Annotated in this window: 25 protein-coding genes; 9 read left to right on the forward strand and 16 right to left on the reverse strand. The window is 68.9% G+C overall.

Features of this window, described 5'->3' with window-relative positions; genetic code table 11:
• Nucleotides 1–7 precede the first annotated feature (7 nt).
• The 3 genes from AC1RTO_RS06250 to AC1RTO_RS06260 form a co-directional block, all read right to left on the reverse strand.
• Nucleotides 8–1228, reverse strand: coding sequence for a BtaA family protein (locus tag AC1RTO_RS06250; RefSeq protein ID WP_493159985.1), 1221 nt, complete (start codon nt 1226–1228; stop codon nt 8–10).
• Between the two features lie 85 nt (nt 1229–1313).
• Complete coding sequence (locus AC1RTO_RS06255) at nt 1314–1475, reverse strand: hypothetical protein (RefSeq protein ID WP_493159986.1); 162 nt, start codon at nt 1473–1475, stop codon at nt 1314–1316.
• 183 nt (nt 1476–1658) lie between these two features.
• Nucleotides 1659–3272 (reverse strand): phosphoenolpyruvate carboxykinase, encoded by a 1614-nt coding sequence (locus AC1RTO_RS06260; RefSeq protein ID WP_493159987.1) that lies wholly within the window; start codon nt 3270–3272, stop codon nt 1659–1661.
• 199 nt (nt 3273–3471) lie between these two features.
• On the opposite strand from AC1RTO_RS06260, the gene AC1RTO_RS06265 reads away from it, so the two are divergent.
• The 7 genes from AC1RTO_RS06265 (at nt 3472) to AC1RTO_RS06295 (ending at nt 8687) form a co-directional block, all read left to right on the forward strand.
• Nucleotides 3472–4179, forward strand: coding sequence for a response regulator (locus AC1RTO_RS06265; protein ID WP_493159988.1), 708 nt, complete (start codon nt 3472–3474; stop codon nt 4177–4179).
• Nucleotides 4148–5722 (forward strand): sensor histidine kinase, encoded by a 1575-nt coding sequence (locus tag AC1RTO_RS06270; protein ID WP_493159989.1) that lies wholly within the window; start codon nt 4148–4150, stop codon nt 5720–5722. The genes AC1RTO_RS06265 and AC1RTO_RS06270 overlap by 32 nt, the downstream gene beginning before the upstream one ends.
• A gap of 13 nt (nt 5723–5735) precedes the next feature.
• Nucleotides 5736–6170, forward strand: coding sequence for an HPr kinase/phosphorylase (locus AC1RTO_RS06275; protein ID WP_493159990.1), 435 nt, complete (start codon nt 5736–5738; stop codon nt 6168–6170).
• A gap of 10 nt (nt 6171–6180) precedes the next feature.
• Nucleotides 6181–7089: an RNase adapter RapZ gene (gene rapZ / locus AC1RTO_RS06280; RefSeq protein ID WP_493159991.1), complete on the forward strand. Its 909-nt coding sequence runs from the start codon at nt 6181–6183 to the stop codon at nt 7087–7089.
• A 14-nt stretch (nt 7090–7103) separates the two neighbouring features.
• Complete coding sequence (locus AC1RTO_RS06285; protein ID WP_293873835.1) at nt 7104–7511, forward strand: PTS sugar transporter subunit IIA; 408 nt, start codon at nt 7104–7106, stop codon at nt 7509–7511.
• Entirely contained in the window at nt 7508–7780 is a 273-nt protein-coding gene (locus tag AC1RTO_RS06290) for an HPr family phosphocarrier protein (RefSeq protein WP_293873838.1), read from the forward strand. The genes AC1RTO_RS06285 and AC1RTO_RS06290 overlap by 4 nt, the downstream gene beginning before the upstream one ends.
• Nucleotides 7781–7871: 91 nt before the next feature.
• Complete coding sequence (locus AC1RTO_RS06295) at nt 7872–8687, forward strand: TrmH family RNA methyltransferase (RefSeq protein WP_493159992.1); 816 nt, start codon at nt 7872–7874, stop codon at nt 8685–8687.
• Nucleotides 8688–8909: 222 nt separating this feature from the next.
• Here AC1RTO_RS06295 and AC1RTO_RS06300 read toward each other — a convergent pair whose 3' ends face one another.
• From AC1RTO_RS06300 to recR, 4 genes are all read right to left on the reverse strand, one after another.
• Nucleotides 8910–9131: a hypothetical protein gene (locus AC1RTO_RS06300; RefSeq protein ID WP_493159993.1), complete on the reverse strand. Its 222-nt coding sequence runs from the start codon at nt 9129–9131 to the stop codon at nt 8910–8912.
• A gap of 20 nt (nt 9132–9151) precedes the next feature.
• The gene (locus AC1RTO_RS06305) at nt 9152–10594 is read right to left on the reverse strand and encodes a DNA recombination protein RmuC (RefSeq protein ID WP_493159994.1); all 1443 of its coding nucleotides are present in this window, start codon (nt 10592–10594) and stop codon (nt 9152–9154) included.
• 81 nt (nt 10595–10675) lie between these two features.
• Complete coding sequence (def, locus tag AC1RTO_RS06310; protein WP_493159995.1) at nt 10676–11197, reverse strand: peptide deformylase; 522 nt, start codon at nt 11195–11197, stop codon at nt 10676–10678.
• A gap of 48 nt (nt 11198–11245) precedes the next feature.
• Complete coding sequence (gene recR, locus AC1RTO_RS06315; protein ID WP_493159996.1) at nt 11246–11842, reverse strand: recombination mediator RecR; 597 nt, start codon at nt 11840–11842, stop codon at nt 11246–11248.
• A gap of 56 nt (nt 11843–11898) precedes the next feature.
• Here recR and fmt point away from each other — a divergent pair, with 56 nt between their 5' ends.
• The gene (gene fmt, locus AC1RTO_RS06320; RefSeq protein ID WP_493159997.1) at nt 11899–12825 is read left to right on the forward strand and encodes a methionyl-tRNA formyltransferase; all 927 of its coding nucleotides are present in this window, start codon (nt 11899–11901) and stop codon (nt 12823–12825) included.
• Nucleotides 12822–13559, forward strand: coding sequence for a tRNA pseudouridine(38-40) synthase TruA (gene truA / locus AC1RTO_RS06325; RefSeq protein ID WP_493159998.1), 738 nt, complete (start codon nt 12822–12824; stop codon nt 13557–13559). Before fmt ends, truA begins: the two co-directional genes overlap by 4 nt.
• A 321-nt stretch (nt 13560–13880) precedes the next feature.
• On the opposite strand, the gene AC1RTO_RS06330 is transcribed toward truA, so the two are convergent.
• The 9 genes from AC1RTO_RS06330 to smpB form a co-directional block, all read right to left on the reverse strand.
• The gene (locus AC1RTO_RS06330) at nt 13881–15068 is read right to left on the reverse strand and encodes a class I SAM-dependent RNA methyltransferase (RefSeq protein WP_493159999.1); all 1188 of its coding nucleotides are present in this window, start codon (nt 15066–15068) and stop codon (nt 13881–13883) included.
• Nucleotides 15065–16453 (reverse strand): NAD(P)H-hydrate dehydratase, encoded by a 1389-nt coding sequence (locus AC1RTO_RS06335; RefSeq protein WP_493160000.1) that lies wholly within the window; start codon nt 16451–16453, stop codon nt 15065–15067. Before AC1RTO_RS06335 ends, AC1RTO_RS06330 begins: the two co-directional genes overlap by 4 nt.
• Nucleotides 16450–16854, reverse strand: coding sequence for a hypothetical protein (locus AC1RTO_RS06340; RefSeq protein ID WP_493160001.1), 405 nt, complete (start codon nt 16852–16854; stop codon nt 16450–16452). The genes AC1RTO_RS06335 and AC1RTO_RS06340 overlap by 4 nt, the downstream gene beginning before the upstream one ends.
• Nucleotides 16841–18559 (reverse strand): dihydroxy-acid dehydratase, encoded by a 1719-nt coding sequence (ilvD, locus tag AC1RTO_RS06345; RefSeq protein WP_493160002.1) that lies wholly within the window; start codon nt 18557–18559, stop codon nt 16841–16843. The genes AC1RTO_RS06340 and ilvD overlap by 14 nt, the downstream gene beginning before the upstream one ends.
• Nucleotides 18560–18619: 60 nt before the next feature.
• Nucleotides 18620–18970, reverse strand: a complete 351-nt coding sequence (locus AC1RTO_RS06350) for a response regulator (protein ID WP_493160003.1) — start codon at nt 18968–18970, stop codon at nt 18620–18622.
• Nucleotides 18971–19052: 82 nt separating this feature from the next.
• Nucleotides 19053–21434 carry a hybrid sensor histidine kinase/response regulator gene (locus AC1RTO_RS06355; protein WP_493160004.1) on the reverse strand — a complete coding sequence of 794 codons (2382 nt, stop codon included), beginning with the start codon at nt 21432–21434 and terminating at the stop codon, nt 19053–19055.
• Nucleotides 21435–21603: 169 nt separating this feature from the next.
• Nucleotides 21604–23667 (reverse strand): M13 family metallopeptidase, encoded by a 2064-nt coding sequence (locus tag AC1RTO_RS06360; RefSeq protein WP_493160005.1) that lies wholly within the window; start codon nt 23665–23667, stop codon nt 21604–21606.
• A 76-nt stretch (nt 23668–23743) separates the two neighbouring features.
• Nucleotides 23744–24319, reverse strand: coding sequence for a DUF2062 domain-containing protein (locus AC1RTO_RS06365; RefSeq protein ID WP_493160006.1), 576 nt, complete (start codon nt 24317–24319; stop codon nt 23744–23746).
• Nucleotides 24319–24801 (reverse strand): SsrA-binding protein SmpB, encoded by a 483-nt coding sequence (gene smpB / locus AC1RTO_RS06370; RefSeq protein ID WP_293873879.1) that lies wholly within the window; start codon nt 24799–24801, stop codon nt 24319–24321. Before smpB ends, AC1RTO_RS06365 begins: the two co-directional genes overlap by 1 nt.
• Nucleotides 24802–24833 lie beyond the last annotated feature (32 nt).

Consider the following 24833-nt stretch of genomic DNA (forward strand, 5'->3'; position numbering starts at 1 on the left):
ATCCACCTCACGCCTCCGCGAGGATGTAGAGGTGGACCCCGCCGTAGATGGCGGAGCGATCTCGCGCGGTGAACGCGCGCGAGGCCTCAGCCTGATAGCGCCAGCGCGACAGGATCGCGTCGGGGATACGGCCGGGAATGATGTCCGCCTCCCCTGCCGTCCGGAACAGGATGCGCGAGCCGGGTCGGGCGGTGCGGGTAATCTGTGTCCACAGCGCCTCCAGTTGCGCGTCGGTCATCCAGTCCTGCGCGTCGAGCAGCACGTAGCGGTCGCACGATGCGACCGGCAGCGTCGCCAGATGATCGGTGAGGTTGGCGTGCATCAGCACGATCCGGTCAATCCGGTTCACCACCGACGCATAATGCTGCGCCTGCAGATAGGGCGGCAGCGGTGCGGATGGCCCCTCGCCATAGCGCCGGCCGAATGCCTGCCAGGCGAAGTAATTGTCGGTGAGGTGGAAATCGCAAGCGAGCTTTTCCAGCCGCTGGCGCAGCACGTCGGCCATCCGCCCGTCACCGGCGAGCGCATCGAATTGCGCGGGCGGAATGCCGAGCCCGAACAGCGATGCGGGCTGATCGGTCAGCCATTTGACGAGGCCCCGGTCGAACACCGGCGCGACGTCGCGTTCAAAGATGATCCGCTGTTCCTCCAGCGTCTGCGCCTCCAGAAGCAGACGTGGGTCGACGCCATGCAGCCGCGCCAGCAGATGCGCCGCGCCGATGAAGCGGCCCAGCAGGCCACGCTTGTGGACGCCGTGCGCGAACACGCTGATCCGGCGCCGGCCGATCAGGTCGCGACCCTCCCAATATCGGCGGGTTGGTTCGCCGATGTGCGGCCGGATATGGCGCTGATAGGCATGCAGATTGTCGCGGCTCGCCGCATTGCCGAAGAAGCGCAGGAAGCTCGCGTGATCCGGCAGGTGCCGCGCCGCGGCGAGCTTCAGCGTCCCGAGCGCGATATGCGCGGTGTTGAGGTCGACCGCGGTGATCGCATCCGGATTGGCGGTGAGATAGGAGAGCGCGTTGCACCCGCCCGAAGCGATCGTCACGACATGGCAGTCGGGCGTGATCGCCAGCGCCGCCATGTCGACGACCGGATCCTCCCAGATTTGCGCATAGACGAGCCCGCGAAACGCCCAGGTGAAGGCGCGTTCCAGCAGCCCCTGTTTCGACAATTGCCCGTGCCGCTGCATCGCGGCGGCCACCGCCTTCTGCGTCTCGCCCGTCATCGTCCGTTGCCCCGTTGCCCGTCGGCGGCGACTTGCGCCCGCATTGTGACGCGGCGGGGTCGATCGTGCGATGCTGGCGTGACAGTCACGGGGCAAGATAGGTCCGTCGCGCCGCGACCGACGTCAGCCGTTCGCGCGTATAGGTGCGCAGCGGCCAAGCCCGCGCGCCGCATGGCGCGGCCAGTAGCGCGTTCACCGTATCGACCAGCGGCTCGTCCGGCGGCCGCGCCGACACAAACGCCCGCACATCCGGATCAGCCAGGCGCTGCGGCCAGATGCGCCTCGTGCTTCCATGCCGCGGGCGGCAGGGTGGCGGCGAGCAGCCCCCCCCCCACCACTCGCCGCGATGTCGGCGGTCGTAGAGGAAGAAGCGGATCGGGGAAACGGCATGACAGGGGCCTCTTCGGCGCCCGGTCATGACTGGGTGGGGTCAGGCGGTTTCGGCGACGCGGGGCGCGGATTGTCGCACGCCCTCGTCGACATGCTCGGCGAACTGCGCGAAATTCTCCACGAACAGATCGACGAGCTTCGCCGCGGTCGCGTCGTAATCAGCACGATCCGCCCAGGTTTCGCGCGGGTCGAGGATCGCGGGATCGACGCCCGGCACCGCCACGGGCACCGCGAAGCCGAAATTGGGATCGGTGCGGAATTCGGCATCCTGCAGGCTGCCGTCGAGCACGGCGTTGAGCAGTGCACGCGTCGCCTTGATCGGCATGCGGTTGCCGGTGCCGTATTTGCCGCCGGTCCAGCCGGTGTTGACCAGCCAGCAATGGACGCCGCCTTTCGCGATCCGCTCCTTGAGCAAATTGCCGTAGATCGACGGATGGCGCGGCATGAACGGCGCGCCGAAGCAGGTGGAGAAGGTCGCGTCCGGTTCGGTGACGCCGATCTCGGTGCCGGCAACGCGCGCGGTATAGCCGGACAGGAAATGGTACATCGCCTGATCCGGCGTCAGCAGCGCGATCGGCGGCAGCACGCCATAAGCATCCGCGGTGAGCATCACGATGTTCCTCGGCACCCCGCCTATGTTCTGCGCGGAGGCATTCGGTATGAAGTCGATCGGATAGGCACCGCGGCTGTTTTCGGCGAGGCTGTTGTCGTCGAGGTCAAGCTGGCGGGTGATCGGGTCCATCACGACGTTCTCAAGCACGGTGCCGAAGCGCTTGGTGGTCGCGAATATCTCAGGCTCGGCATCGCGGGAGAGGCGGATCATCTTGGCGTAGCAGCCGCCCTCGAAGTTGAAGACGGCGGTGTCGGACCAGCCATGCTCGTCGTCTCCGATCAGCGTGCGGCTGGCGTCGGCGCTCAGCGTCGTCTTGCCGGTACCCGACAGGCCGAAGAACACCGCAGTCGATCCGTCCGCGCCCATATTGGCCGAGCAATGCATCGGCATCACGCCGGTGGTCGGCAGCAGATAGTTGAGCAGGCCGAACACCGACTTCTTCATCTCGCCGGCATATTTGGTGCCGCCGATCAGGATCAGCTTCTCCGTGAAATTGACCGCGATCACCGTTTCGCTGCGGGTGCCGTGCCGGGCGGAATCGGCGCGGAAGCTCGGCAGGTCGATGATCGTATATTCCGGCTCGAACCCGGCGAGCTCATGCTCCTCGGGGCGGACGAGCATCGTGCGGATGAACAGGTTGTGCCAGGCGAGTTCGTTGATGACGCGTACCCGGACGCGGTTCTCCGGCTGCGATCCGCCGTACAGGTCCTGGACGAACAGATGCTCCCGGTCGCGGAGGGCGCCGAGGACATCGGCCTTCAGCGCAGCGAAATGCGCCGGGCTCATCCCCTTGTTGGACTTGCCCCACCAGACGGTATCCTCGGTCCCGGCATCGCGGACGATGAACTTGTCCTGCGCGGAGCGGCCGGTGTGCTGGCCCGTTTCGACGACCAGCGGCCCATCGGCGGACAGCTTGCCCTCGCCACGTGTGACCGCGGCCTCGACCAGCCGAGCTGTGACCAGATTCCAGTGCAGATCGGCGCGGGTCTCGATACCCTGCGCGGCCAGTCCGGCGTGCGGAATGCGCTCGTTCACAAACATCCTCCCAATGTTACGGCCTTACGCACGCATCCTGGGGAGGGTCTGCACGTACGCCGGCGATGTGGCCGGCATAAGCGGCACGGCTGCGGCCGTCAAACCGCCCGGGCGGCAACCCATGGTACCGCGGTCGACGGGCGGTTGAGCCGGCGCCCGCTTTGCCCTACCGCGGGGCGATCATGGGCCTGAGGCTTTTCCCCGCATGACGGCGACGATTGCGCTGGTCGACGATGACCGCAACATCCTGACATCCGTTTCGATCGCCCTCCAGACCGAGGGGTTTCTGACCCGCGTCTATTCGGATGGCGAGACGGCGCTGAAGGCGCTCACCGACAATCCGCCCGATCTGGCGATATTCGACATCAAGATGCCGCGGATGGACGGGCTGGAGCTGCTGCGCCGATTGCGCGAGAAGAGCCAGATTCCGGTCATCTTCCTGACCAGCAAGGACGACGAACTGGACGAGGCGCTCGGCCTCGCGATGGGCGCCGACGATTACATCGCCAAGCCGTTCAGCCAGCGCCTGCTGATCGCGCGAATCCGGGCGATCCTGCGCCGGACCGAACTCGCCGCCTCGCCTGTCGAGGAAAGCGATGCCGCCGGGGCGGGGCCGCTGGTGCGCGGGCGCCTGTCGATGGACCCGGCGCGGCATCGGACGGCCTGGGGCGACGAACCGGTGACACTGACCGTCACCGAATTCCTGATTCTCGAAACGCTGGCGCAGCGGCCCGGCATCGTGAAGACGCGCAACCAGCTGATGGATGCCGCCTATCACGACGACATCTATGTCGACGACCGCACGATCGACAGCCACATCAAGCGCCTGCGCCGCAAGTTCCGGCAAGTCGACCCGACCTTCGATTCGATCGAGACATTGTATGGCGCCGGCTACCGATTCTCCGAGGAGTGAACCGCGGCTGGAGGGCGCCGACCTAGCGCTGCGCTGGTCGGGGCAGATTTCGCTCACGCGGCGTATCCTCGCGGTCAACATCTTCGCGCTGCTCCTGCTCGCCGGCGGCTTCTTCTACCTCGATTCCTACCGCAGCCGGATCGTCGACGGGCGCGTCGCGCAGGCGAGCCGCGAGGCGCGGCTGATCGGGGAGGCGCTGGCGATGGTCCGCGCCGACCAGCGCGACGACCTAATCGCGCGGCTCGCCGACGATACCGGCGCGCGGCTGCGGGTGTTCGCCGCCGACGGGCGGACGGTGGTCGATAGTCGCGCTCTGGGAATGTACAACGCCGTCCTGCTCGACCCCGACAAGCAGCAATGGGACCAGACGGTCGCGCGTTTCCTCGATGCCGGAATCGACACGGTCGTCGGCGCCGAGCGTCCGCCGCTCTACCGCGAGCGCAAGGACGGGCGGCAATGGCCCGACGTCGCCGCCGCCTGGCGGCAACGCCGCCCCTCGGCGAGCGTGTGGCGGGCGCCGGACCGCACCCCGGTCATCACCGCGGCGGCGCCGCTGCCCGGCGGGGTGGTGATGACGACGGTCAACGCGCGCGACATCACGCAGACGGTGCGGATCGAGCGATTCCGGCTCAGCCTCGTGCTGCTGGTCGTGACGATCGTGTCGGTGCTGCTGTCGCTGTTCCTTGCGCGGACGATCGTGCGGCCGCTGCGGCGCCTCGCGCGGGCGGCGGTGCGCGTCCGGCTCGGTCGCGCGCGAGAAGTGGTGGTGCCGCGCCTGCCCTCGCGTCGCGACGAGATCGGCAGTCTCGCGCGCGCGCTGTCGGACATGAGCCTCGCGCTGCGGGCGCGGATCGACGCGACCGAGGCGTTCGCCGCCGATGTGACGCATGAGATGAAGAACCCCCTCGCCTCGCTGCGGTCGGCGGTGGAGGGGCTGGGCGCGGTCAGGGATCCGGAATTGCAGGCGCGGCTGCTGGCGGTCGTCCGCGACGACGTCCATCGGCTCGACCGGCTGATTACCGACATCTCCGAAGCCTCCCGCCTCGACGCGCAATTGAGCCGCGCCAAGTTCGAGCCGCTCGACGTCGCGGCGATGATCGATGCGCTGGTCGGCCAGCGGATCGCGCGCGAGGTCGAGCGCGGCGTGCGGTTACGCTTCGACCATCAGGGCGGCGCGCTGGTCACCGTCGGCGAGGGCGCGCGGCTGGAACGGGTGTTCGAAAACCTGATCGACAACGCGCTGTCCTTTTCGCCGGACGAAGGGCTGATCGCGATCGCCGTCGGGCGAGAGGGCGGCGATATCGTCGTCCGGATCGAGGACGAGGGGCCGGGTGTGCCGGAGGAGGCGCGCGAGGCGATCTTCCGCCGTTTCCAGTCGATCCGTCCCGAGAGCGAGGCGTTCGGCCAGCATTCCGGCCTCGGCCTCGCCATTGCGCGAACCATCGTCGAGGCGCATCAGGGCAGCATCGCCGTCGAATCGCGCGAGGATCGGCTGAGCGGGGCGCGCTTCGTCGTCCGACTGCCGCTTGCCGACGGCCCCTAGACGGTACGGAGCCATGGCCACTCTCTCATCGGAAACCCTCTACGCGACCAGCGTGGCGATCGACGGTCGTGCCGTGCTGCTCGAGGGCCAGTCGGGGACGGGCAAGTCCGACCTCGCGCTGCGCCTGATCGATCGCGGCGCGGTGCTGGTCAGCGACGACCAGACCCTGCTGGTGCGCAGGGACGGGCAGCTTCTGGCCCGCGCGCCCGGCACGATCCGCGGGCAGATCGAGGTGCGCGGGCTCGGGATCGTCACGATGAACCATGTCGAGGACGTGCCGGTCGCGCTGATCGTGCGGCTCGGCGTCGAGCCGATGCGGATGCCCGAACGGCGCCAGCGCCGCCTTGCCGGCGTCGTCGTGCGCGAGATGGCGTTCGAGGCCTTCCATGCCTCCACGCCGCTCAAGATCGAATGGGCGTTGCGCCAGCCCGGCGCCACCCCGGCATGAAGGCGTCGGCATGACCAAGGACATCCTGCTCGTCACCGGCCTATCGGGGGCCGGCAAGTCGACCGTACTGAAGACGCTGGAGGATCTGGGGTGGGAGGTCGTCGACAACCTGCCGCTGGTGCTGCTCGACCGGCTGCTCGAGGCGCCGCTGTCGGCGGGGCGTTCGGACGAATCGCAACCGCTCGCGATCGGCATCGGCACGCAGACGCGCGATTTCGTGCCGGAGCGGATCGTCGAGCGCATCCGCACGCTGCGGTCGGTCCACGGCCTCGACGTCGGCATGCTGTTCCTCGACTGTTCGGGTGCCGAGCTGGAGCGTCGTTATTCCGAAACGCGGCGCCGGCATCCGCTCGCGCCCGACCGCCCGGCCCAGGACGGCATCGCCCGCGAACGCGAGCTGCTGCGCCCGCTGCGCGATTGGGCGAACCGGCTGATCGACACCACGGATCTCAACGCCAACGCGCTGGCGCAACAGATCCGCACGACGTTTCCGGCATCGGGCCGCGATGCGCCGGTGCTGTCGATCCAGTCGTTCGGCTTCGCGCGCGGCCTGCCGCGCAACGCTGATCTGGTGTTCGACATGCGATTCCTGCGCAATCCGCATTGGGACGCGGCACTGCGGCCGGGCACGGGGCTGGACCCGGAGGTCGCCGCCTATGTCGCCGGGGATCCGGCCTATCCGGCGGCGATGGAACAGATCGGCGCGCTGCTCGAACTGCTGATCCCGCGCTATCGCGCGGAGGGGAAATCCTACGTCAGCGTCGCGATCGGCTGTACCGGAGGGAGACACCGGTCGGTCCATGTTGCGGAGCATCTGGGTACGCGGTTGCGCGCAGCGGGTTTTTCGCCCACCATCACGCATCGCGACCTGGGGGCCGCGCCGCAGGACTCGCTCGAGGGGCCGCCGGCCAGCAAATGAGTAACGTATCTGAGATGATTGGCCTCGTTCTGGTGACGCACGGACGGCTCGCCGAAGAGTTCGTGACCGCGATGGTCCATGTCGTCGGCCCGCAGGAGCGGATCGCGACGATTTCCATCGGTCCCGACGACGACATGGAGGAGCGCCGCGCCGACATCGCCGCGGCGATCGCCGCGGTCGACGGCGGACGGGGTGTGATCGTGCTGACCGACCTGTTCGGCGGCACGCCGTCCAACCTCGCCATCTCGCTGATGGAGCGCGGCCGGGTCGAGGTGATCGCGGGGATGAACCTGCCGATGCTGATCCGTCTCGGATCGGCGCGCAAGGCGATGCGGGTGGTCGAGGCGGTCGCGGCGGCGCGCGAGGCCGGGCGGAAATATATCTCAGTCGCGTCCGAGGTTCTGGGCGAGGCGGCGGCGTGAGCGAGATCGCGCGCACGGTGCTCATCACCAACAAGCGCGGCCTGCATGCGCGGGCGAGTGCCAAGTTCGTCACCCTCGCCTCCAGCCAGCCGTGCGAGGTGCAGGTCCGCAAGGATGACGGTGCGGTCACCGGCACGTCGATCATGGGGCTGATGATGCTCGGCGCGGCGAAGGGCGACGAGATCACGATCAGCGCGACGGGCGACGGCGCCGAGGCGGCGGTGGGTGCGCTGGTCGAACTGGTCGAGGCGAAATTCGGCGAGGATTGATCGCGGTACGTACCGCCGGCCGAACGACGCCGGCCGGTCGGATCGTTTTGGCCTTGCGTCCGCCTGCGGCTGGCGCGAAGGCCAAGCGATCATGCCCCGTGAAATCACCGCCTTTTCGAACCCGCTCGTCAAATATGCGCGCGAGTTGCGCGACAAGAAGCATCGCCGCGGCGCGCGCCAGTTCATGGCGGAGGGGCTGCGCATCCTGACCGAGGCGCGCGATACCGGGCGGCTGCCGAGCATCCTCTTCTATGCCGCGGGCAATGCCGACCATCCGCTGGTCCACGCGCTGTCGATCGATGTCGAGTTGGCGGGCGGCGAATCGATCCAGACGACGCCCGATATCCTGTCCAAGCTGTCGGGGAAGGACAATCCGCAGGCGGTGGTCGGCGTGTTCGACGAATTCGACGCCGGGCTGGACGACCTCGACCGGTCGACGGCCGGCATCTGGCTGGTCGCGGAACGGCTGCGCGATCCCGGCAACCTCGGCACGATCCTGCGCACCGCCGATGCGGTCGGCGCGGGCGGGCTGATCCTGATCGGCGAATGCGTCGATCCCTTTTCGGTCGAGGCGGTGCGCGCAAGCATGGGCGCGCTGTTCACGATCCCGGTGGTGAAGAGCGAATGGGCGCCCTTCCTCGCCTGGCTGCGGCAGGGGCCGGGGCAGCTGGTGGGGCTGAGCCTCGATACGGAGCACGATTATCGAAGCGCAAACTACGAGGCGCCGACGTTCCTGCTGACCGGGAACGAGGCGCAGGGCATGCCGGCGGACTATGCCGAGGCCTGCGATCTGCTGGTCAAGATCCCGATGCTGGGGAAGGCGGACAGCCTGAACGCCGCGGTGGCGACGGCGGTGATGGCCTATGAGGTGCTGGCACAGCAGCGCGTGGCGGCGTCCGCAACATAGACGACATGAACACCATGACGGAAACGATCCGGGCCTGTCGTTTCGTTTTTGGCGATGATCGGGGTGGCAGCGATGAGAAGGGGCGTGGCGACCGGTGCTACGCCGTCATCCGGCTGTAGGATAACGCCTGGCCAATCGACGTTGGTCGTCAGGGCGCTGCGGGGCGATGCTTCCTATGCCGATCGAGGCCTAGCCGCCTAGCCTCGCCGCCATCGGGTGGCGTCAGCCGCGGACCATGCCGGAGACGCGGATCCGGCCGCCGTGATCGATGATCCGGCCGGATACCATGCCGGTGATGCGGACGCTGGCATCCGGTTCGACGATGACGTCGCCGGCGATCATGCCGCTGATGCGGACGTCGCAGCCCGACTTCACGATCACGTCGCCCGCGATCATCCCGGATATGCGGCCGTCACCATCCATGACGACATCGCCAGCGTGCATGCCGCGCATCCGGTCGTCTCCTATTTTGCTGCGTCGGACAGGCGCAGCGCCTCGTCGCCATAGCGCGCCATCGCCTCGACCGGTTCCACGACGGAGATCTCGCGCGCGCCCGGTTCGATGTTGAGGTCGCGGAACTTGCGCGCCGAGACAAGCGCACGGCTTTCGAAGCTGGAAACGAAGCCGTTGTAATTGTTGACCGCGGTGGTGAGGCCGCTGCCGACCTTGCGCAGGTCTTCGCCGGCCTTTGCCAAGCGGTCGTAGAGTTCCTTGCCCAATGCGCCGATCGCACGCGCCTCGGTCGCCAGCTTCTCCTGCCGCCAGACCGCCGCGACGGTGCGGGCGATCGCGACGAGGTTGGTCGGCGTCGCGAGCAGGACGCGCTTGTCGAAGGCGAACTGCCAGATGTCGGCGTCATATTCGAGCGCGGCGGACAGGAAATGTTCGCCGGGGATGAACATGATGACGTAATCGGGGGCGTCGGTGAACTGCGACCAGTAGCTCTTGGCGGACAGGCCGGCGACGTGCGCGCGGATCGAGGCGGCGTGCGCGGCGAGGCCGGTGCGGCGATCGGCATCGTCGACTGCACCGAACGCGTCCTGATAGGCGTTGAGCGATACCTTGGCATCGATGATGAGCGATTTGCCGCCCGGAATGGTGACGATCGCGTCGGGCCGCAGGCGCCCGCCCTCCCCGTCCGCGACGCTGACCTCCATCGCGAAATCGGTGTGTTCGGCGAGGCCGCAGCTTTCGAGCACGTTGCGCAGCTGCTGTTCGCCCCAGCGGCCGCGCGCCTTGGGGGCGTTGCGCAGCGCGTTGACGAGCTTGGCGGCTTCGCCCGAGACGCGCTCCTGGCCGAGCCGCATCTGTTCGATCTGGCCCTTGAGGTCGCCGAAGGCGTCGCGGCGTTCGGCCTCGACCTTGGCGACGCCCTCCTCGTAGCGGAGCAGGCGGTCGTTGACCGGCTGGAGCAGCGACTTGAGGTTGGTGCCGGCGAGTTCCTCGGACTGGCGGAAGCGGGCTTCGGCACGGTCGAGGAACGCCTTTTGCGCGTCGGTCAGCGCCTTGTTGGCGAGGTCGTTGAACTGCGTCGCCATCAGCTCCTTCGCTTCGCGCATGTCGGCGAGGCGCGCCTCGAAGGCTTCGTGCTGCGCGCGCATCGTCGCGAGATCGGCGCGGGCGGCGTCGCGATCGGCACGGATGTGGACGAGTTCACCGCGGAGCGATTCGGCGGCGGTGGTGCGATCCTCGTGCTGCGCGCGCAGCGCGGCGAGGTCGCGGATCGCGTCGTTGCGCTCGCGCTCGACCGCGTCGCGGGTCTGGCGGATCAGCTCGGCGTCGGCGGCCTTGCTCTGCGCGACCGCGAGGTCGGCGGCGAGCGTGCCGGCCTTGCGGTTGGCGAGCAGCCAGCCGATGACGAGGCCGGCGACGAGCGCCAGGACGGCGATGATGAGCGACTGATCCAACGATGGCGTTCCCTTGTTACGACGGGAACATAGGTCGAACGGACCGCCGGGGACAGGGGAAAAATGCGGGCCGGCGGCCGATCAGCCGCGGCGCAGCTTGGTCAGCTTCTTCATCACCATGTCGCGCTTCAGGCGGCTGATATGATCGATGAAGAGCACGCCGTTGAGATGGTCGATCTCATGCTGCATGCAGGTGGCGAGCAGGCCGGTGAGGTCTTCCTCATGCGTCGCGCCCTGTTCGTCCTGCCAGCGGACGCGGCAGGCGGCGGGGCGGGCGACGTCGGCATATTGTTCGGGGATCGACAGGCAGCCTTCGTTGTAGGTGCTTGTCTCTTCGCTGACCGACAGGACTTCGGGGTTGATATAGGCGTGCGGCGCCTTGACCGGCTTGTCGTCCTCGTCCTTCTCGTCCTGCAGGTCGATGACGAGGATGCGGCTGTCGACGCCGACCTGGATCGCCGCGAGGCCGATGCCGTTGGCATCGTACATCGTGTCGATCATGTCCCGAACGAACGCGCGCGTCTCTTCGGTGATCGCCGCGACGGGCTTGGAGATCAGGCGCAGGCGCGGATCGGGGACTTCGACGATGGGAAGGACTGCCATGCGGCCGTCCGCTAGGTCGCGAGGCGTTTGCCGTCAAGATTGACCGGATCAGGCGACCGGGCGGCGGGCCCTGAGCGCCTGCGCCAGCGTGCCTTCGTCGAGATAGTCGAGCTCGCCGCCGACCGGCAGGCCGTGCGCGAGCTGGGTGACGCGGACCGGGAAGCGTTCGATGCGGTCGGCGAGGTAATGCGCCGTCGTCTGCCCCTCCAGCGTCGCGTTCATCGCGAGCACGACCTCGTCGATGCCGCCCGCCTCGATGCGGGCGACCAGGGCGTCGATCGCGAGATCCTCGGGGCGGATGCCCTCGAGCGCGGACAGGCGGCCGCCGAGGACGTGGAAGCGGCCGGGGAACAGGCGCGAGCGTTCGAGCGCCCAGAGATCGGCGACCTCCTCGACGACGCAGAGCGCACGCTGGTCGCGGCGGGGATCGGCGCAGATCGCGCAGGGGTTGGCGGTATCGACGTTGCCGCAGACGGCGCAGGTTTCGAGCCGTTCGTCGACCGCCTCGAGCGCGGCGCGCAACGGGCCGAGCGCCGCCTCGCGCTTCTTGAGCAGGTGGAGCACGGCGCGGCGGGCCGAGCGCGGGCCGAGGCCGGGAAGACGCGCCAGCGCCTGGGTCAGGGCTTCGATTTCGGGAGACGCCATATTCGGAACAGATAGGGGGTTGCGCGCCCGCCCGCCAGCGCGTTGAAGGCATCCCCATGCGGATCATCTTCATGGGAACTCCCGACTTCGCCGTGCCGACGCTGGAGGCGCTGGTGGCGGCCGGGCATGACGTCGTGGCAGCGTACAGCCAGCCACCGCGCCCCGGCGGGCGACGCGGGCGCGAAACGGTCGCCTCGCCGGTGCAGACGCGGGCGGAGGCGCTGGGGATCGCGGTGCGGCATCCGGTCAGCCTGAAGGACGCGGAGGCGCAGGCGGCATTCGCGGCGCTGGACGCGGACGTGGCGGTGGTGGCGGCCTATGGGCTGATCCTGCCGCGCGCGGTGCTGGATGCGCCGCGGCTCGGCTGCCTCAACGTCCACGGATCGCTGCTGCCGCGCTGGCGGGGAGCGGCGCCGGTGCAGCGCGCGATCCTCGCCGGCGATGCCGAGACGGGGGTCGGGATCATGCAGATGGAGGCCGGGCTCGACACCGGGCCGGTGCGGCTGGAGGGGCGCGTCGCGGTCGAGGGCAAGACGGCGGGTAAGCTGACCGGCGAACTGGCGGCGCTGGGTGCGCGGCTGATGGTGACCGTGCTGGCCGATCCGGACGCGCATCCGGCGGTGGCGCAGCCGGCGGACGGCGTCACCTATGCCGCCAAGATCGACAAGGCGGAGGCACGGATCGACTTCACGCAGAGCGCGGTAGCGGTCGAGCGGCTGGTGCGCGCGGTGAACCCGGCGCCGGGCGCGTGGTTCGAGGTTGCGGGCGAGCGGGTCAAGGTGCTGGCCGCCGACGTCTTGCCGTTCAGCTTTCCGGGCGGCGAAGGGACGACCGTCGATGCGACGCTGGCCATCGCCTGCGGGGACGGGGCGATCCGGCCGACGCTGGTGCAGCGCGCCGGGCGCGGCGTGACCACGGCCGACGAGATGCTGCGCGGCTTTCCGGTGCGATCGGGGACGCCGCTGAACGAGGGCGGGCGTTGACGCGATTCGCGCTGCGGGTCGAATATGACGGCCGCCCCTTCATGGGCTGGCAGCGGCAGAAGCACGGGCCGAGCGTGCAGGCGGCGCTGGAGGAGGCGGTGTTCCTCGTCACCGGCGAGCGCGCCGCGGTCCATGCGGCGGGGCGGACCGACGCGGGTGTGCACGGGCTGGGGATGCGCGCGCATGTCGACATCGCCAAGCCGATCGCGCCGTTCCGGCTGATGGAGGCGCTCAACGCCCGGGTGCGGCCGGCGCCGGTGGCGGTGCTGGAGTGCGTCGCGGTCGCCGACGACTGGCATGCGCGCTTCTCGTGCCTGGGGCGGTCGTACGAATATCGGATCGTCAACCGGCGCGCGCCGCTGACGTGGGAGGCGGGGCTGGCGTGGCAGGTGCCGCAGCCGCTCGACGACGCGGCGATGGCGGCGGCCGCGGCGATGCTGGTCGGCCGGCACGACTTCACGACGTTCCGATCGGCACATTGTCAGGCCGATTCGCCGGTGCGGACGCTGGACGTCCTGTCCGTGGAGCGCATCGGCGAGCGAATCGCGGTGCGGGCGGCGGCGCGGTCGTTCCTGCATCATCAGGTGCGTTCGATGGTGGGGTGTCTGGCGCTGGTCGGCATGGGGCGCTGGTCGGCAGAGGATGTGCGGGTCGCTCTGGAGGCGCGGGACCGGGCGCGACTGGGGTTGAACGCGCCGCCGGACGGGCTGTTCTTCGTGTCGGCGGTCTATTGAGTATCGCGCAGACGCGCGACGATCCCGCTCTGGGCGCAGGTCGCGCGATCGGGAGGCGTCGGCGCGTGCGGTTGCCGTGACCGGAAGGTCGGCGAAGAACGGTGACCCGGCCGCGGGCGCGACTCTCCGCGTCTCCGCGTCTCCGCGCGAACCATCTTTCTTTTCAGGCCGATGATATGTGCACGCGAAGACGCGAAGGCGCGAAGGTGTTGCGACTGAAACATCCGCAGCATGTTTCCCATGCCGTGGTGCGTCTTCCGATCGCTGCGGTCACCGCTAGATGAACCTCTTCGCGTCTTAGCGTCTTCGCGTGAATCCAGCTTACCGCACGAAACGCGCCGCCAGTTCGACATGGGTGGACCAGCGAAACTGGCCGACGGGCTGGATCCAGTCGATCCGCCAGCCGCCGTCGATCAACAGTTTGGCGTCGCGGGCGAAGCTCGACGGGTTGCAGGAGACGTAGCCGATGACCTTCGACTGGCAGGCGGCGAGCGCTTCGGTCTGATCGCGGGCACCGGCGCGGGGCGGATCGATGACGATGGCGTCGAAGCGGTCGAGCTCCACCACGGTCAGCGGGCGGCGGTAGAGGTCGCGGTGTTCGGTGAAGACCTGCATCTGGCGGCTGCCGGCAGCGGCCTTGAGCGAAAAGAGCGCATCGCGGGCGCCTTCTGCGGCATAGACGCGCGCCGGGAGTGCGAGGGTGAAGGTGCCGAGGCCGGCGAACAGGTCGGCGATCGTACCGGCGCCCTTGGTCGCCTCGCGCATCGCGGCGACGAGCGCGTCTTCGCCCTCCTGCGTCGCCTGCAGGAACGAAGCGGGCGGCAGCGGGACCGGGTGGCCGCCGAGCGTGATCGTCACCGGCTGCGGCTCCCAGCGCGTTTCGGGGCCGTCGCCGCTGTCGAGCGTGAAGCGGGCGATGGCGTGGCGTTCGCAGAAGTCGGTGATCTTTTCCGCAGCGGCGAGGCCGTCGGCGGTGAGGTTGGTGACCATCACGTCCGGCCCCTGATCCGACAGGGTCAGGTGGACGTCGCCGCGGCGTTTGAAGCCGAGCTTTTGCAACAGCGTGCGCAGCGGCGCGACGACCGCGAACAGATCCGGCGCGAGGATGTGGCATTCGCGCATGTCCACGATGTCGTGGCTCTTCTCGGCGGTGAAGCCGAGGGTGACGCGGCCACCCTTCCCCTCCGCGTGCAGCGTCGCGCGGCGGCGGGTGTTGGGGGGGGAGACGAGCGGCGGACGCAGCGCTGCCGATAGCTCCTGCCCGTCGAGCGCGCTCGCGACGCGATCGGTAACGAAGGCGGCGTAGGATTCGTCGTCGAGGTGCTGGAGCTGGCAGCCGCCGCATTCCGGAAAGTGGCGGCAGGGCGGCACCTGATGGTGCGGGCCGTGGGTGAGCGTGCCGTCCTCGCCCAGCAGGTCGCCGGGGGCGGCGAAGGCGGCGTGGCGGCCATCCGCGGTGACGCCGTCGCCGCGAGCCGCGACACGCAGGATCCTATTGTCTGAAGTCATGCGCCGGCTCTGGCCGGGGTGAGCGCATTTGCCAAGTCGTCGGCGATGAAGCTTCGGCCGCACAATGCCGCGGCGCGGGCGTGGAGCCAGGTGCTGGCGCTGGCGGCGGCGAGCGGATCGGCGCCGGGATGCGCGAGTTGCGCGGCGATCGTCCCGGCAAGGACGTCGCCAGTGCCGGCGGTGGAGAGCCAGGCATTGCCGGCGGGGTGGACGAGGGTGCGGGTGGCGCCCGCGACGATCGTGGTCGGGCCTTTCAGGACGACGATCGCCTTCGCACGGGCCGCGGCGGTGCGGGCCTGATCGAGCAAAGATCCGGCAGGCGTTCCGAACAGCGCCTTGAACTCGCCGGCATGGGGGGTGAGCACGACCGGATGGAAGCGACCGTCGAGCGCATCCGGGTCAAGCAGGTGCAACGCGTCGCCGTCGATGACGAGCGTATGGGTGTCGGCTTCGATGAGTGCCGTCAGTCGCGCGCGGGCTTCGTCGTCACGGCCGAGCCCGGGGCCGATCAGGATGGCGCCGATGCGCGTGTCGGTCAGGGCCTCGGGATCGTAGGGGCGGTGGACGATGGCGTCGGGGCCGCCCTGCCCGCTGCCGCCGTAGAGCGCGACATAGCCGGCGCCGCTGCGCAATGCGGCGATGGCGGCGAGACGCGCGGCCCCTTCCATCGCGCCGGCGAGCACCGCGACCATGCCGCGGGTGTATTTGTGCGATTCGGGGCCGGGCTTGGGCAGCAGCGGAGCGGCGGCGATGGCGACGTCGTCGGGGCGATCGAGGCCGAGGTCGATCAGCCGGATCGCGCCGCAGGCCGTGGCGGCGGGGTGGAGGACGTGGGCGGGCTTGAGCGCGCCGAGCGCAAGCGTGAGGGTGGCAGGCGTCTGCCGGGCCCAGAGCGGAGCGTCGCCGGTGTCGGCATCGGTGCCGCTGGGGAGGTCGGCGGCGATGACGATCCGCGCCGCCTGTGCGAGGCCCGCAAGCCGCGCGTCGATGGCGCCGTGCAGCGGTCGGGTGAGGCCGGTGCCGAACAGGCAGTCGATCAGGATCGGGCCGGACCGCGCCTGATCGAGCGGTTCGATCGCGCCGCTCCAGCGGCTACGGGCATCGCGGGCGGCGTCGGTCTGCGGATCGGCGCTGGCTGCCAGCCGCACCGACAGGCCCGCGGCGCGCAGGGCGGCCGCAGCGACATAGCCGTCGCCGCCGTTGTTGCCGGGGCCGCACAGGACGAGGATCTCGGCACCCGCGGCGAGGCGGCGGGCGGCCTGCGCGATCCCCTTCCCCGCGCGGTCCATGAGCGTTGCGACCGACGCCCCGGCGGCGATCGCGGCATCTTCGGCGGCGCGCATCCGGGCCGCCGTCAGGATCGGCTGGCCCGCGATCGGGATCATGCGCCGCCCTTGATCGTCGCGGGCAGGCGATAGCGGCTGTCGCCGATCGCGACGTCGATCGACCGCGCGTCGGGAATGGTGACCTGCGCCGGTTCGGCGCCGTCCGCCGCGACCACGCCGCGACCGTCCCTGGTAACGAGCAGGCGGTGGAAGCCGCCGTCGGCGTGGCGAAGGGTCAGGATCAGGCCGCGGTCGCCCTGCGCCTGTTCGACGGTGCAGGTGCGCTGGAGCGCGCCCTGCCCTCGCGCGCACAGGATGTTGCCGTCGTCCTCGGCAGCCTTGGCCTGCTCGGCCTCGACCTGCGCGAGGACGTTGGTGTCGGCCGTCTGCGTCGCGGGATCGCTGCATGCGGCGAGGAGCAGGAACGCCCCCGCCGCACGGCTGCGATCAAATGTCGGCATAGACGTGGGTTTCGGCCTTCGCGCCGGGATGGGTGACGGCGCCTTGCCATGCGGGTCCGACGTTCTGGGCATAGCGCCACAATGCGCCCGATCCGTAATCGTTCACCCGCGGCTGCCATGCGGCACGGCGCGTGGCGAGGATGGCATCGTCGACGACGAGGTCGATCGTGCCCGCCTCCGCGTCGATCCGGATCGTGTCGCCGTCCTCGACCAGCGCGATCGGGCCACCCTCCGCGGCTTCGGGACCGACGTGGCCGATGCAGAAACCACGGGTCGCACCCGAAAAGCGGCCATCGGTGATGAGCGCGACCTTCTCGCCCATGCCGAGGCCGTAGAGCGCGGCGGTGGTCGACAGCATCTCGCGCATGCCGGGGCCGCCCTTCGGCCCTTCGTAGCGGATGATGAGGACTTCGCCCTCGTTGATCGAACGCGCCTCGACCGCGGCGAAGCAATCCTCCTCGCAATCGAAGACGCGCGCCGGCCCTTCGAACTGGAGGCGGTGCATGCCGGCGACCTTCACGATCGCCCCATCGGGGGCGAGGCTGCCGCGCAGGCCGACGACGCCGCCGGTGGGGCTGATCGGCGTCTGCACGTCGTAGATGACCTTCTGGTCGGGGTTCCACGTCACCTGATCGATGTTCTCGCCCAGCGTCCGGCCCGTGACCGTCATGCAATTGCCGTCGAGCAGGCCGCCGGTCAGCATCGTCTTCATCAGCATGTAGACGCCGCCTGCCTCGTACATGTCCTTCGCGACATATTGCCCGCCCGGCTTGAGATCGGCGATGTACGGCGTCGACTTGAACGCCTCGGCGACGTCGAACAGGTCGAAGTCGATCCCCGCCTCGCTCGCCATCGCGGGCAGGTGGAGCGCGGCGTTGGTCGACCCGCCGGTGGCGGCGACGACGCGGGCGGCATTGATGAAGGCCTCGCGCGTGCAGATGTCGCGCGGGCGCAACTGCTTCGCGACCAGCTCCATCACCTGTGCACCCGCGGCGACGGCGATCTGTTCGCGCGTGGTATAGGGCGCGGGCACCATGTTGCTGTTGGGCAGGCTGAGGCCGATCGCCTCGCCGACGCAGGCCATGGTGTTGGCGGTGAACTGGCCGCCGCACGCACCGTGGCCGGGACAGGCGACCTTTTCGAGCTCGTGCACCTCGGACAACGGACAGGCGCCGGCGGCATATTTGCCGACGACCTCGAACACGTCGACGACGGTAACGTCGCGGTTGTGGAAGCGGCCGGGCAGGATCGATCCGCCATAGACGAAGATCGAAGGGATATTCAGGCGCAGCATCGCCATCATCATGCCGGGGAGCGACTTGTCGCAGCCGGCGAAGCCGACCAGCGCGTCGTAGCAATGGCCGCGGACGGACAGCTCGACCGAATCGGCGATGACCTCGCGGCTGACCAGCGAGGCCTTCATCCCCTGATGGCCCATGGCGATGCCGTCGGTGACGGTGATCGTGTTGAAGCGGCGCGGCATGCCGCCGCCGTTGATGACGCCGGCCTGTGCCGCATCGGCCTGCGCGTCGAGCGTGGTGTTGCACGGCGCGGAATTGTTGCCGGCGCTGGCGAGCGCGACGAAGGGCTTGGCGATATCCTCCTCGCCGATGCCCATGGCATAGTAATAGCTGCGGTGCGGAGCGCGTTCCGGGCCGACCGAGACGTGGCGGCTCGGCAGGCGGGTCTTGTCGAACTGGGTCATGGCGACAGGCTATTGCGTCGGCGAAGCCCGCGACGCAAGTCTGTTACGCCAGATTTTCGCTCAGAGCGCTTCGAGCGCCCTTGCGACCCCGTCCATGGTGAACGGCTTCTGCAACACCGGCCGGTCGCGGAACTGCGCGTCGACGCTGTCGTCGCTGCCGCCGGTGGCGAAGACGAACGGGATGTCGCGCGCCGCGAGCGCTTCGGCGACGGGGGTGCTCTTCTCACCGCCGCGCAGGTTGACGTCGAGGATCGCGGCGTCGATGCCGCCATCCTCGACCCGCGCCAAAGCGGTCGCCACGCTGTCGACGGTGCCGACGGCGGTCTTGTCGAGCACCTCGAGGAAATCCTCGAGCATCATCGCGATCAGCGGTTCGTCCTCGACGATGAGGATCTGGGTCGGAGCAGCCATCCATGGCCCTTACCCGCGGTTGTTGCGCAATGCCAACATGTTGTTTTCGGTCTGTACCGGTCGGGTGGTGCGACGACCGGCCCTAGCGCCCGACGAGCACGTCCCGTGCGGCCTCCGCGAGCTGTTGCACGCTGAACGGTTTGGGCAGGAAGGCGACGTTGTCGAGGTCGATCGACTTGCGCAATTGCTCCTCGGCATAGCCCGACATGAAGATGATCGGCAGGTCGGGATAGCGGTCGCGGGCATGGCGGACCATGGTCGGGCCGTCCATCGTCGGCATCACCACGTCGCTGATGAGCAGGTCGGGGCGTCCGTTCCGGTCGAGCAGGTCGAGCGCGGCCTCGCCATTCTCCGCGGTCATCACCGTATAGCCCTGCCGCGTCAGCGCGCGCTCGGCGACGGCGCGGACCATATCCTCGTCCTCGACCAACAGGATGGTGCCGGTGCCCCACATCTCGACCGGCTTGGCGGGCGGCCGGGCGAGCGGCGGCCGCGTCACCGTTCCCGCGGCATGGACGGGCAGGTACATGGTGAAGGTCGCGCCCTGACCGGGACGCGAATCGGCGAAGATCCAGCCGCCCGACTGTTTGACGATGCCATAGACGGTGGACAGGCCGAGTCCGGTGCCCTTGCCGACCTCCTTGGTGGTGAAGAAGGGTTCGAAGATCTTGGGCAGGATTTCGGGCGGGATGCCGCCGCCGGTGTCGGTGACGACCAGCGCGGTGTAATCGGCGACCGGCAGGATGTCGGACGCCATCGCGCGCACCTCGCTGGCGGTCACCGCCTTGGTCTGGATCGTCAGCGTGCCGCCGCCGCGCGGATTGTGGGTCAGCATCGCGTCGCGCGCATTGACCGCGAGGTTGACGACGACCTGTTCGAGCTGGCCTGGATCGGCACGCACCGCCCCCAGATTGCGGCCGTGGGTGACGTCGAGCGTGATCTGTTCGCCCATCAGCCGCTTGAGCAGGTTCGACACCTCCGCGACGACATCGGGCAGCTGCAGCGTCTGCGGGCGCAGCGTCTGCTGGCGGCTGAACGCGAGCAGCTGGCGGGTCAGGCTGGCGGCGCGGTTCGAATTGGTGCGGATCTGCTGGATGTCGTCGTAATCGCTGTCGCCGGGCGAATGGCGCATCATCATCAGGTCGCAATGGCCGATGATGGCGGTGAGGATATTGTTGAAGTCGTGCGCGACGCCGCCGGCGAGCTGGCCGACCGCCTGCATCTTGGTCGCCTGCGCCACCTCGCGCTTCAGCCGGCTTTCCTCGCTATTGTCCTTGAGGCTGAGCAGCACCGCGGCATCACCGAGGCCACGCGCGCCGGCGATGGTGAGCGCGACCGGTTCTTCGGGATGACTCTTGAGGCGGACCGCCATGTCCGAGGAATGCGTCGCCCCCCCGGCGAAGCGGCGGATCGCATCGGCGACCGCGGTCTTGTCCTCGCGCACGACGAGGTCGCCGGGGTAGAGCGGCGGCGCATGCGGATCGACGCCGGCGGCGCGGATGAAGGCGTCGTTCATCTGCAGGAAGCGCCCCTCGCGATCGACCAGCGCCATGCCGAACGGCATCAGGCTGACGAGGCTGCGGACATGCGCCGAGGCGCTGGCGCCGATCGCCGGGGCGGTATCCTCGTCGTCGAGCAGCGCGACCAGCACGGGCGCGTCCTCGCTGTCCATGAAGGGGATCTGGACGACGCGCAGCGGCGTACCGTCGAGCCCCTCGCGTTCGAAGCGGACGAGGCCGCGGCTGTCGGTGATGAGCAACCGGGCGAAGTCGCGCCCGTCGATCGGCCCCACCGCCCCCAGCGCGCGCTCGGCGAGCACGCGGTTGGTGGCGCGGACGCGGCCGTCGGGGCCGATCAGTGCCGCCATCACCCCTGCCCCGCCGAGCCGGTCGCCGGTCGCGCCGCCGATCAGCGCCTCGGTCGACGCGGCGAGATCCTGCCGCTGGAGGACGACGAAGCGCCAGACGAGCATGTCACCGTCGTCGCCGGCGCGGGTGATATGCGCGGTGATGCGGTGGCGGCCGATGACGAGGCCCGCGATCTCGCCGCTGCCGTCCCGCCATGCAATGCGGCCGGCGTTGCCGAGCAGCGCGACGCCGTCGCCTTCCAGTGGCAGGCCGGGCGGCGTCGGAAAGCCGCCGAACAGCGTTTCGAATGCGTCGTTGGCGCAGACGAGGCGACCGGCGCGATCAGTGATCGCCACCGCATCGCCGCTCGCCTGCGCGACGGCGCGGGTGAAGGCCCAGTCGATCGCATGGGGTTCGGCCGTGGCCTGCTGGCGCAGCAGCCGCCAGCCGATGACGGCACCGGTGGCGACGATGCCGACGCCGAGGAAGCCGGCAGCGACGGCGATGCTGCCGACGAGGAACAGGACGAGGCCGGCCGCGGCGATCGTCGCCCCGCCGGCGACGAGGATCGCGGCACGCTTCGGGTCGAGGCCGGCGGGGAGCGGAAGGGACGCCATGTCGGCGCCGTCATCGCGGGATGTGGCGCCCGCCGTCAAGCGATTGGTTTGGCGGGTAGAGGCGCGCGCATGCATGCACGAGGCATACGGACCCTTGCTACCCTTTTGCCGTAGGTCGCCCGTCACCCCGTGCCTGGTGCCGGGGTGACGGGCGGACGGACCCGGGGCCTTACCAGATCTTGATGCGGTCGGCGGGGGCCAGATAGTATTTCTGCCCCGGCTTCACGTTGAACGCCGGATACCAGGCGTCGAGGTTGCGGACCACATAGGCGCGCCACTGGCCCGGCGTGTGCGGATCGGTGGTGAGCTGGTTCTTGATCGACGCCTCGCGCGCCTTGGTCTGCCAAACCTGCCCGAAGCCCATGAAGAAGCGCTGGTCGCCGGTGAAGCCGTCGCGCACCGGCGCCTTCTTGCCCTTCAGCGACAGTTTGTACGCGTCATAGGCGACGTTGATACCGGCGAGGTCGGCCATGTTCTCGCCCAGCGTCAGCTGGCCGTTGACGTGGCTACCCGGGATCGGCTCGTAGGCGGCATATTGCGCGACGACCTTGTCGGTCAGCGCGTTGAAGCGCTTGACGTCCTCCGCGGTCCACCAGTCGGAGAAATTGCCCTTCGGATCGAACTTGCGGCCCTGGTCGTCGAAGTGGTGGCTCAGCTCGTGGCCGATCACCGCGCCGATCGCGCCATAGTTCACCGCCGGATCGGCGTTGGGATCGAAGAACGGCGGCTGGAGGATCGCCGCCGGGAAGACGACCTCATTCATCAGCGGATTGGCATAGGCGTTGACCGTCTGCGGGGTCATGAACCATTCGCTGCGATCGACCGGCTTGCCGATCTTGTCGAGCTGGCGCTTGTATTCGAACTCCGCGACGCGATCGGCGTTGCCGAGCACGTCACCCTTCACCACGCGCAGGTTGGTGTAGTCGCGGAACTTGTCCGGATAGCCGATCTTGGGCGTGAACGCCGCCAGCTTGGCGCGCGCCTTCAGCTTCGTCGCCGGCGCCATCCATTCGAGGCGGGAGAGCCGCGCATCCATCGCCGAAATCAGGTTGCGGACCAGTTCGTCCGCCTTGGCCTTCGCCTCGGGCGGGAAATATTTCTGGACGTAGATCTGGCCGACCGCCTCACCCAGGCTGCCGTTGACGAGATCGACGCCGCGCTTCCAGCGCTCCTTGAGCTGCGGCGTGCCCGACAGCGTCGTGCCGTAGAAGGCGAACTGGGTGTTGACGAAGTTGGACGACAGCAGCGGTGCGGCGTTCGAGATGGTGTGGAACGCGAGATATTCCTTCCACACCGGCAGCGGCGTCGCCGCGACGATCTTCGCGGTTGCGGTCAGCGCCGAGGGCTGGCCGACGATGACGCGGGTCTGGCTGCCGAGGCCCTGTGCGGCGAGCATCGCCTTCCAGTCGAAGCCGGGCATCGCGGTGGCGAGCTGTTCGACCGGCATCGGGTTGTAGCCCTTTTCGACCTGACGCAGTTCGGCGCGCTCCCAATGGACCTGCGCGATGCTCTTCTCGAGATCGAAGATGCGCTGTGCCGAGCCCTGCGGATCGGGCTGACCAGCCATGCGCAGCATGTCGGCGATATAGGCGACGTACTTGGTGCGCGCCTCGGCGAACTTGGGGTCGTCCTTGAGGAAATAGTCGCGGTCCGGCAGGCCGATGCCGCCCTGGCCGAGGTAGACGGCGTAGACGGTATTGTCCTTGAGGTCCTGCTGCACGCCCGCGCCGATCGGCACGTCGATGCCGTGCATCGTCGCCTCGCCGAACGCCTTGGCGAGATCGGCCGGCGTGGCGATCGCGGCGATCTTCGCGAGATAGGGCTTCAGCGGTGCGGCACCGGCAGCCTCGATCGCGGGCGCGTCCATGAAGCTCGCGTATGTATCGCCGATCTTCGCCGAGACGGGATCGTTGCCCGGATTGGCGGCAGAGCCCTCGATCACCGCGCGGGTGCGCTCGTCGGACAGGTTGCGCAGGATCGCGAAGCCGCCCCAGCTCGACCGGTCGGCCGGGATCTCGGTGCGGGCCATCCAGGCGCCGTTGACGTAATTGTAGAAATCGTTGCCCGGCAGCACCGCCTTGTCCATCGCGGTGAGGTCGACGCCGAAATCGCCGAGCTGCGGCTTGCCCGGCACGGACTTCGCCGTGGGGGCGGCCGGCGTGGCGGTCTGGGCGTAGACGACGCCGGATGCGGCGGAGGCGAGCAGAAGAGCGGCGAGAACCGGTTTGCGCATGAATGGCCCTTTAGAAGGAAAAGACGGAAGATTCAGACTCGGGATGGCCGGTGTTGTAGCCGGTTAGAACGCCTCGTCAAATATGGTTTCCATTGTGACGATGTCGCCATTTGCGCGCGATCCACAGCCGCCAGCCGAGCGCCGACAGCGCATAGCCGAGGATCGCGCAACCCGTGGTGAGGACGATGAGGCCGAGGCCGAACGCCGGCCCCTGCGACCACAGCCAGTGGAGCGCGCCGGTCAGCCATTGCAGCCAGCCGGTCGCGGCCTCGGTGACGGGCTGGGTGATCGCGGGCGCGTCGCTGCGCAGCAGCCACGTACCGATCTTGTAGGCGACGAACCACAGGAACGGCGTGGTGAACGGGTTGGTGATGAAGGTGGTCAGCGCTGCCACCGGCACGTTGGCGCGGAACGGCAGCGCGAACAGGGCGGCGATGGCGATCTGCGCGACCGGAAACAGGAACCCCGCGACCATGCCGAGCGCGACGCCGCGCGGCACCGAACGGCGATTGAAGCGCCACAGGCCCGGCTCCATCACGCGATGGGCGACGGGCCGCAGCAACCGGTTCGATTCCATCGAGTCCCGCGTCGGCATGTTGCGCCGGCACCAGGCGAGACTCTTGTGGACCATGCCCGGAGCCGGGGACGTCATCAGCCCCGATCGCGCATGATTCGTCCGGCTTCCCGCTTCCATTCGCGCTCCTTGATCGCGGCGCGCTTGTCGTGGTCCTTGCGTCCCTTGGCCAGGGCGAGTTCCACCTTCGCGCGGCCGCGGCCGTTGAAATAGACGCTGAGCGGCACGAGGGTCATGCCCTCGCGCGCGACCGCGCCGTGGAGCTTGTTTATCTCGCGTTCGTGAAGCAGCAATTTACGGGGCCGTTTGGCCTCGTGGTTGTAGCGGTTGCCGTGGCTGAATTCGGGCACGTTGGCGTTGACCAGCCAGACCGACCCGTCGCGCACCTCGGCATAGCTTTCGGCGATGCTGCCCTCGCCGAAGCGGAGCGACTTCACCTCGGTGCCGGTGAGCGCGATGCCCGCCTCGTACACGGTATCGATGCTGTATTCGAACCGTGCCTTGCGATTCTCGGCGACGATCTTCTTCTTGTCGAAGGTGGCGGGTTTGGGACGCGACATGTCGGGGCGATGTAGGGGGTGATGGGGGGCAA

It is taken from the genome of Sphingomonas sp. GW821-FHT10F09 (assembly GCF_058809195.1).

Excerpts from the sequence above, each read along its gene's own strand:
- AC1RTO_RS06250 (WP_493159985.1), bottom strand. The coding sequence starts at position 1,228 with ATGACGGGCGAGACGCAGAAGGCGGTGGCCGCCGCGATGCAGCGGCAC.
- AC1RTO_RS06260 (WP_493159987.1), bottom strand. The coding sequence starts at position 3,272 with ATGTTTGTGAACGAGCGCATTCCGCACGCCGGACTGGCCGCGCAGGGT.
- AC1RTO_RS06265 (WP_493159988.1), top strand. The coding sequence starts at position 3,472 with ATGACGGCGACGATTGCGCTGGTCGACGATGACCGCAACATCCTGACA.
- AC1RTO_RS06270 (WP_493159989.1), top strand. The coding sequence starts at position 4,148 with ATGGCGCCGGCTACCGATTCTCCGAGGAGTGAACCGCGGCTGGAGGGC.
- AC1RTO_RS06275 (WP_493159990.1), top strand. The coding sequence starts at position 5,736 with ATGGCCACTCTCTCATCGGAAACCCTCTACGCGACCAGCGTGGCGATC.
- rapZ (WP_493159991.1), top strand. The coding sequence starts at position 6,181 with ATGACCAAGGACATCCTGCTCGTCACCGGCCTATCGGGGGCCGGCAAG.
- AC1RTO_RS06285 (WP_293873835.1), top strand. The coding sequence starts at position 7,104 with ATGATTGGCCTCGTTCTGGTGACGCACGGACGGCTCGCCGAAGAGTTC.
- AC1RTO_RS06295 (WP_493159992.1), top strand. The coding sequence starts at position 7,872 with ATGCCCCGTGAAATCACCGCCTTTTCGAACCCGCTCGTCAAATATGCG.
- AC1RTO_RS06300 (WP_493159993.1), bottom strand. The coding sequence starts at position 9,131 with ATGCACGCTGGCGATGTCGTCATGGATGGTGACGGCCGCATATCCGGG.
- def (WP_493159995.1), bottom strand. The coding sequence starts at position 11,197 with ATGGCAGTCCTTCCCATCGTCGAAGTCCCCGATCCGCGCCTGCGCCTG.
- recR (WP_493159996.1), bottom strand. The coding sequence starts at position 11,842 with ATGGCGTCTCCCGAAATCGAAGCCCTGACCCAGGCGCTGGCGCGTCTT.
- fmt (WP_493159997.1), top strand. The coding sequence starts at position 11,899 with ATGCGGATCATCTTCATGGGAACTCCCGACTTCGCCGTGCCGACGCTG.
- AC1RTO_RS06330 (WP_493159999.1), bottom strand. The coding sequence starts at position 15,068 with ATGACTTCAGACAATAGGATCCTGCGTGTCGCGGCTCGCGGCGACGGC.
- AC1RTO_RS06335 (WP_493160000.1), bottom strand. The coding sequence starts at position 16,453 with ATGATCCCGATCGCGGGCCAGCCGATCCTGACGGCGGCCCGGATGCGC.
- AC1RTO_RS06340 (WP_493160001.1), bottom strand. The coding sequence starts at position 16,854 with ATGCCGACATTTGATCGCAGCCGTGCGGCGGGGGCGTTCCTGCTCCTC.
- ilvD (WP_493160002.1), bottom strand. The coding sequence starts at position 18,559 with ATGACCCAGTTCGACAAGACCCGCCTGCCGAGCCGCCACGTCTCGGTC.
- AC1RTO_RS06350 (WP_493160003.1), bottom strand. The coding sequence starts at position 18,970 with ATGGCTGCTCCGACCCAGATCCTCATCGTCGAGGACGAACCGCTGATC.
- AC1RTO_RS06355 (WP_493160004.1), bottom strand. The coding sequence starts at position 21,434 with ATGGCGTCCCTTCCGCTCCCCGCCGGCCTCGACCCGAAGCGTGCCGCG.
- AC1RTO_RS06360 (WP_493160005.1), bottom strand. The coding sequence starts at position 23,667 with ATGCGCAAACCGGTTCTCGCCGCTCTTCTGCTCGCCTCCGCCGCATCC.
- AC1RTO_RS06365 (WP_493160006.1), bottom strand. The coding sequence starts at position 24,319 with ATGACGTCCCCGGCTCCGGGCATGGTCCACAAGAGTCTCGCCTGGTGC.
- smpB (WP_293873879.1), bottom strand. The coding sequence starts at position 24,801 with ATGTCGCGTCCCAAACCCGCCACCTTCGACAAGAAGAAGATCGTCGCC.